At 59.5% G+C, this 7540-nt stretch carries 5 protein-coding genes and 1 pseudogene; all 6 read right to left on the reverse strand.

Annotation, left to right across the window (positions count from 1 at the left end):
- Window positions 1-54: 54 nt before the first annotated feature.
- Window positions 55-486 (reverse strand): hypothetical protein, encoded by a 432-nt coding sequence (locus Taqua_RS12405; protein ID WP_246094723.1) that lies wholly within the window; start codon window positions 484-486, stop codon window positions 55-57.
- A gap of 49 nt (window positions 487-535) precedes the next feature.
- Window positions 536-3739 (reverse strand): CusA/CzcA family heavy metal efflux RND transporter, encoded by a 3204-nt coding sequence (locus Taqua_RS12410; RefSeq protein WP_144326915.1) that lies wholly within the window; start codon window positions 3737-3739, stop codon window positions 536-538.
- 16 nt (window positions 3740-3755) lie between these two features.
- Window positions 3756-5354: an efflux RND transporter periplasmic adaptor subunit gene (locus Taqua_RS12415; RefSeq protein WP_144326916.1), complete on the reverse strand. Its 1599-nt coding sequence runs from the start codon at window positions 5352-5354 to the stop codon at window positions 3756-3758.
- Between the two features lie 2 nt (window positions 5355-5356).
- Complete coding sequence (locus tag Taqua_RS12420; RefSeq protein WP_144326917.1) at window positions 5357-6682, reverse strand: TolC family protein; 1326 nt, start codon at window positions 6680-6682, stop codon at window positions 5357-5359.
- A gap of 167 nt (window positions 6683-6849) precedes the next feature.
- The gene (locus tag Taqua_RS12425; protein WP_144326918.1) at window positions 6850-7203 is read right to left on the reverse strand and encodes a hypothetical protein; all 354 of its coding nucleotides are present in this window, start codon (window positions 7201-7203) and stop codon (window positions 6850-6852) included.
- Window positions 7204-7290: 87 nt separating this feature from the next.
- Window positions 7291-7540: pseudogene (locus Taqua_RS13280) on the reverse strand (IS3 family transposase); the annotation flags it as partial.

Here is a 7540-nt window from a genome sequence, read left to right on the forward strand (position 1 = left end):
CGCAATGGATGTGGCGCTACAACCACGAGCGCCCGAACATGGCCTTGGGCGGCATCACCCCAAAACAGCGGCTGGCCATGGCCGCATAGCTCTACTTCTCGGAGCGCTGGATTTCGGGGGGATTACCGTTGCCTTGCTTGCAAGATTCACCTGCGCGACAACCTTCGTGCCAGGCGTGACCTTAAAACTGCCCTTGGCTTCAAGCCTGTCACCCGATGGCTTCAGTTCAACTTCTTGTTTTTCACTTCCTGAGAGCAAAGTGATTTTTGCTGTTGCCTTGCTGACATCAACCGGCTTTCCGTGATCGCGCACGTACAACTGCAGCACCTCGGATTTGGCTACGAGCTCGTAATCGACATCCTTGATCTCCGCGACCAAACCACCATGCAGAGGTTTGTCTTCATGACCATGGTCATGTTTGTCTGCGGCGAATACGATGCCCGATGCTATCAACATCAAAGCGAAGGTGGTCGAAATCAATTTCATGAGTTTTCCTTTCAAAAGTTTAGGTTAAGAATCAGATCAAAAGACTGTTTTATGAATTCTGAGTAGCGGAGGTAGCCTGTGGATGCACCGGTTCGATAGTGACATCCTCTAATTCTTCGTCTGGGCGATGAGCCAGCCGATACAGAATCGGAAGCACGAACAGCGTCAGCAATGTGGAAGACAGGATGCCTCCGATGACCACGGTAGCCAAAGGACGCTGCACCTCCGCGCCGGTTCCCGTGGCAATAGCCATTGGGATAAAGCCCAGCGATGCCACCAAGGCAGTCATCAACACAGGCCTTAAACGAGTCAATGCTCCCTCCCGGATAGCTGCGTCCAGAGGTGTTCCATCCTCTCGCAAGCTGCGGATGTAGGAAATCATCACCAGGCCATTGAGCACGGCAACGCCCGATAGCGCGATGAAGCCCACGGCGGCCGAGATGGACATGGGAATGTCGCGCAGCCACAGCGCCAGGATGCCGCCGGTCAGTGCGAACGGAATGCCGGTAAAAACCAGCAAGCCATCCTTGACATTGCCGAACATGGCAAACAGCAGCACGAAGACCAGCAGCAGCGACACCGGAACGACGATCTGCAAGCGCTGGGTGGCGGATTGCAGGTTCTCGAAAGTGCCGCCCCAGCTCGTCCAGTAGCCTGTGGGAATCTTGACCTGCGCCAGCGCTGCCTCGGCGTCGGCCACGAAGGAACCCACGTCACGGCCGCGCACGTTGGCGCTGACCACGATGCGGCGCTTGCCGTTTTCCCGGCTGATCTGGTTGGGGCCGGGCGCCAGCTCGAAGCTCGCCACCTCGGCCAGTTGGATGAAGTTGGTTCGGCCCTCGCCGCCGCCCGCGCCACCCGTTGCGCGCGGCAGAGGAATCGGCAGGCGCTTCATGCTTTCCAAGTCATTACGCAAGGACTCGGGCAAGCGCACCAGAATGTCGAAGCGGCGGTCGCCCTCGAACAGCGTGCCGGCCTCGCGCCCACCGATGGCGGTGGCCACGGCGTCCTGGATGTCGGCCACGTTCAGCCCATAGCGCGCGGCTTTCTGGCGGTCGATGTTCACGGTCAGCATCGGCAAGCCGGTGGTCTGCTCCACCTTGACTTCGGAAGCGCCGGGAATCTTCTGCAGCATGGACGAGACCTCCTCGGCCGTCTTGTTCAAGACATCCATGTCGTCGCCAAAAATCTTCACCGCCACATCGCTGCGCACCCCCGAGATGAGTTCGTTGAATCGAAGTTGGATCGGCTGGGAGAATTCGTAGTTGTTACCCGGTATCTTGCCCACGACCTCCTGAATGGCCGCCAGCAATTCGTCGCGCGACTTGCGCGGCTCAGGCCACTCTGACATTGGCTTGAGCATGATGTAGCCGTCAGAAATGTTCGGCGGCATGGGGTCGGACGCGATTTCCGCCGTGCCGGTGCGCGCGAAAACGCGGTCGATCTCGGGGAACTTGGCCTTCAGCGTGGCTTCCAGTTGTTGCTGCATCGCAACCGATTGCGAAAGGCTGGTGCCCGGAATGCGCAGCGCCTGGATGGCGAAATCGCCTTCGTTCAGGCTGGGCACGAACTCGCTGCCCATTCGGGTGGCGATCAGGCCGCACAGCACCACTGCCACGGCTGCGGCAGCCAACACAACAGCCTTGGCTGCCATCACGCGATCCAGCAGCGGGCCATACCAGCGCTTGGCTTGCACCATCAAGAAGTTTTCCTTTTCGCTGACACGGTTGCCAATGAACAGTGCGACCGCAGCCGGAATGAAGGTCACCGACAGGATCATGGCCCCCACGAGTGCAGCCACCACCGTGAACGCCATCGGGTGGAACATCTTCCCTTCCACCCCCGTCAGGGCGAAGATGGGCAGGTAGACCACCATGATGATGAGTTGCCCGAACAGCAGCGCGCGGCGTGATTCCTTCGATGCCAGGAACACCTCGTGAAAGCGTTCCGCCCGCGTCAACGGCCTGCCGTAGTGCGCCTGTGCATGGGCCAGGCGTCGCACGCAGTTCTCGACGATCACCACCGCTCCGTCGATGATGATGCCGAAGTCCAGCGCCCCGAGGCTCATCAGATTGGCACTCACCTTGTTGGTCACCATCCCCGTGAAGGTGAACAGCATTGACAAGGGAATCACGGTCGCCGTGATGATGGCCGCGCGGATGTTGCCCAGGAATAGGAACAGGATCACGATCACCAGGATCGCACCTTCCAACAAATTCTTCTTCACCGTGCTGATGGCTTTATCCACCAACACGGTACGGTCGTAAACGGTGACCGCATGCACGCCTTCAGGCAGGCTGCGGTTGATTTCTTTCATTTTTTTGTCGACGGCCTGGGAAACCGTTCGGCTGTTTTGCCCGATGAGCATGAAGGCCGTGCCCAGCACCACTTCGCGCCCGTTGGCTGTGGCGGCACCCGTGCGCAGTTCACGCCCCAGCCCAACCTCGGCCACGTCACGCACCCGGATCGGCACACCACCGACGCTGCTGACGATCACGTTGCTGATGTCCTCCAAGGTTTTGACCTGACCGGGCGCTCGAATCAGATATTGCTCGCCACGCTTTTCGATATAGCCCGCGCCCACGTTGCCGTTGTTGCGCTCCAATGCCGTCACGATGTCCTGCAAGGTGACGCCCAGCGAGACAAGTCGCTCGGGTATCGGCGAGATCTGGTATTCCTTGGCAAAGCCGCCAATCGAGTTGATTTCTGCGACGCCGGGCACGTTGCGCAACTGTGGCTTGATGATCCAGTCCTGAATCTCGCGCAGATCGGTGGCCGTATAGGGTTGGCCATCAGGCTTCTTCGCACCATCCTTGGCTTCGACCGTCCACAGGTAGATCTCGCCCAAGCCTGTCGATATGGGCCCCTTTGCAGGAGTGATTCCGGGAGGCAGTTTGTCCCGGGCCTCCTGGAGGCGTTCGTTGACCAATTGGCGCGCAAAGTAGATGTCGGTGCCGTCCTTGAAGATCACGGTCACCTGTGACAGTCCATAGCGGGACAGGGAACGGGTTTGCTCCAGGTTGGGAAGGCCCGCCATCGCGGTCTCAATCGGGTAAGTCACACGCTGCTCGATTTCCAGAGGGGAATATCCCGGCGCTTGGGTGTTAATCTGCACTTGGACATTGGTGATGTCCGGGACAGCATCGATCGGTAGCTTTTGGTAGTTGAACACGCCGATGGCAGCCATACCAAAGACCGCCAGCAACACCAACCATCGGTGCTCGATGGCTGCGCGAATGAGTTTTTCAAACATGTGTGTCGCTCCGGTATCAATGGGTGTGTTCGGCAGAGGCTTTGCCAAGCTCTGACTTCAAAACAAAGCTGCCCGCCGACGCATACGGTGCCCCGGCTCTGAGCCCTTGCAACACCTCGACGCGCTTGCCATCGCTGCGGCCCAACTGCACGGGCTGAGCAATGAATCCCCCATTCACCTTTAGGAACACCACTGGCTTACCGCCGACGGTCTGAATGGCATCACTGGCCACTGTCACGGGCACGTCAGCCTCAGAGGAGGTCACTTCCACGTTGACGAACAGCCCAGGACGCCAAGCACCTTTCGGGTTGGCCAATACCACTCGGGCTTTGGCCATACGGGTTTGTTCGCCAATCAGCGACCCAACAAAGGTGATGACGCCAGTAGCGCTGGCATCGAATGCAGTTGCCTTGATGGTCACTTTTTCGCCGACTCTAACCAGCGGCAAGTCCTTGGCTGGCACGTTGATTTCAGCCCAAACCTGCCCCAGATCGGACACGGTAAACACGGCAGCGTCTTCCTTGACGGCTTCACCGAGGCTGAGATGTTTTTCAATCACCAAGCCGTCGAATGGCGCGCGCAGCTCGAAGCGATTGAGCCCCCCCGAAGATCCTGATGTCAGACCCAAGGCGGACAGCTTCTGCTGGGCGTTGGCCACGGCGACCTCTGCCTCGTGTAAGGCTTGCTTGGCTTGCAGGTAGTCCTGCTCGGCAGAGATCTTCTGCTCCCAGAGCCGCTTTTCACGCTCATACGTGGTCTTGGCCAAGGTCAATCGCTTTTGTGCTGTCTGCAACTCGCTGCGCAGCTCTGATGCCGCCGGGCTGGCGATGACGGCCAAAACTTGGCCTCGTCTGACCGCCTGCCCCAGACTGACCTGCACACTCTCGACCACACCCGCAATGCGCGGAACAATGTGCGAAGTCCGGTCTTCATTCAGACGAATTTCGCCTGGCAATTGCAAAACAGACTTGATGCGCGCAGGACCTGCCGTGTCGATGCCAATGGATGCGGCCTTGATTTGTGCATCGCTAAGCTCGACCTTCCCTTCCTCTTGGTTCAGGACGAACATGAAGGACTCGGTGGCAGTCTGGGCAACGATGCTGATCTCGAACGCGTGTGGCTCGGGCACCACCTCACGGCTCACCAGGCTGTCCTTGTCAGGTGCAAAGTTGAGGGTCTGCGTCTCTCCGGTCAAGCGCGTGATGGTGGCGCTGACTTTGGCTGCATTGTTTGGAAGCGGCTTATCTTTGCTGAACAGCCAGATCCGCAGGCGTGGTTCGCCTCCGTCCTCGGCCAGCAAAGCCTCCAGCCCAAAATCTCCTTCCTTGAACAGCTTGCCGCCATGAGGCCCCTTGCTGGGGCCTTCGTGGTGCTCGCCGTCAGCGTGGCCTTTGTCATGATCGTGCCCATCGCCACTCGTCTTGCCGTGGTGCTCACCATCACTGTGCGCTTTCGCTTCAACGTGGCTGCCATGACCGTGGCCATCATCTTCCGCCGTCTTGCTTGTCTTGTTGCTCAGAATGGCGGTGCCAAGCACTACGCCAGTCACGGCAATTGCAGCGATGGCGACCAACTGCTTTTTGCTGATGTTCAGTTTTTTTGTGTCGATTTTCATATTCATTCCTGATTGGATGGCTTGTCGGCATTCGGGGTGGAGTCGCCGAGCACCCGGTCAATGTCCGCCGCCGCGCGATGCGCTTCGGCCAGTGCCTTGAGGTATTGGGACTTGGCGGCGAAGTAGGTGCGCTGCGCGTCTAGCACTTCTAGAAAGTTGAACTTGCCGTTCTCGAATCCGATGGTGGCTGCGTCGTAGGCACTCTTAGCCCCGGGGAGTACGTCCCGTTGCAAGACCTCGACTTCCCTGCGAATGGCGTCCAGCCGCTCGCGGGCTTGCATCACTTCAGTGCCGACTCGCACGTTCAACGCCTGGAGTTCGTCCCGCGCCTTGTCTTCGCGCTTCAACGCTTCCAACAAGTTCCCCTGATTGCGATCAAACAGCGGCAAGGGGACGGAAACACCGAACAGCAGTTGATTGCGCTGCAGTTCGGTGGGGCGTTTCACCCCTAGGCTGAATGTGACGTCGGGTATCCGTTTGCTGCGCTCTACATCGACCAACGACCTGCGGCGCTCAACCTCCAGCTGCATACGGCGCAGCGTTGGCGAAGTGGACAGGCGCTGCTGGACGTTGTCGAGCGAAGGGACAGCCGGAAGCTCTTCCACGTTGCCCGACACGAGAGTAAATCGCGGTGGGTTGGCCCCTAGCAAACTGGCCAAGCGTGCCCGAGCATTGCGTTGCTCGCTCTGGGCCTGTGCCAATTCGACTCGCACACCTGCTTCGGCTACCCGTGCCTTGGTTTCTTCGACCGGAGAAACCTTGCCCGCTGCCACGCGTTTGGCAACAGCATCGGTAGCGCGTTTTGCCAGATCGACACTGGCTTGAGCCAATGCTGCGCGTTCCTGTGCCGCCAAAGTCTCGAAGAAGGCAGCGACCACGGCGGCACGAATTTCGACGCGCCGCGTGTTCAGTTCTTCAACTGCGACGTCACGCCCTCGCTCTGCCGCGGCAATGCGGGCAGCGCGCTTGCCCCCCAGCTCGATGGGCAGATTGATCTGGACGCTTTGCGTGCGGGTTGGCGTGCGTTGGTCTTCGAGCGAGTACGCCAGCTCGGGATTAGGACGTACTCGTCCCTGAATTACCTGGCCCTCCACGGCCTCGATCTCCCGTTGGGCGACAGTCAGGTCAAGATTCGCCTCCAAAGCCAGCGCGACGGCCTTTTGCAGGGTCAGGGGCGTTGCTGCTTCAATCTGCTCTACGCCGTTGGCGCTCTGCCCAAGAGCTGGTGCCGTCGGCAATAACTGAGCGAAAGCCGTCCCCGTCATGAGCGCAAGGAGCAAGCCTGCCGCAACCGCCCTCGCGTTGTAATTGTGAATATCCTTCAGCATCCGATTCTCCAGTGATTTGAAATACACAAGGGAATCGGCGGGGGGGCGATCCAGATGATCGCCAGCAACGTCATCACATCAGCCGCGCGAAGCCGGCTGGATACCGTAGCGCGCCATGCGCGACGGCAGGGGTGAGGACGAAGGGAAAGGAACGCGCTCCCCGCCGATCAGGCGAGGACACGCCACGGAGGGCGCTCTAAACGTTCAGGTGGAGGCGCAGCAAGGTGCTCCGGGGGATACCCCGTATCCAGGGACGGGCTGACCGGCGACGCCAGCTTGACATCCCCTGACAAGACCGAGAAGCACCCGGCATGACAGGACGCGCAATCAGGATCGCCACCCAGGGTCTTGGCCGGATCAGGGCTGGCATCCTGGCCGTCGGCCGCCTTGTGCTGATGCGCATGGTGGCCGAAGTGCTTGGCCGCAGCTCCGGTTTCATGCTGGCAATAACTGGCCACTGCCGCCCAACTGAATTGAAGCGGCAAGAACACCAGCAAGACGATGGCCAGCCATTTGCGCATAGGGGTAACAGTGTAGCAGCTACAGGCTTTACTTTGCAACCCCTCGCTGCTTGGGTTTTGTCATGTCCCGGATGATTATGGGGTCGCTTTTGGAACAAATCCGATCTTCGCCGATAGTTGCCGGTATATCCGGTACACCCGCTTGTGGTTCCAGGCAAAGCCTTTGACGTTGCGCAGGTACAGGAAACACAGCCCCAAGCCCCAGGTGCGGTTATTGTCGGTCAGCCGCAGCAGCCACTGGGCGATCTCCTCGTCTTCGGTGTCGCGCCGGGCCTCGTAGCGGTAGCAGGCCTGGCTGATCCGAAAGGCTTGACAAGCCGCCCGGATCGACAGCCCG

Source organism: Tepidimonas aquatica, from assembly GCF_007556585.1.
Lineage (GTDB): Bacteria > Pseudomonadota > Gammaproteobacteria > Burkholderiales > Burkholderiaceae_C > Tepidimonas > Tepidimonas aquatica.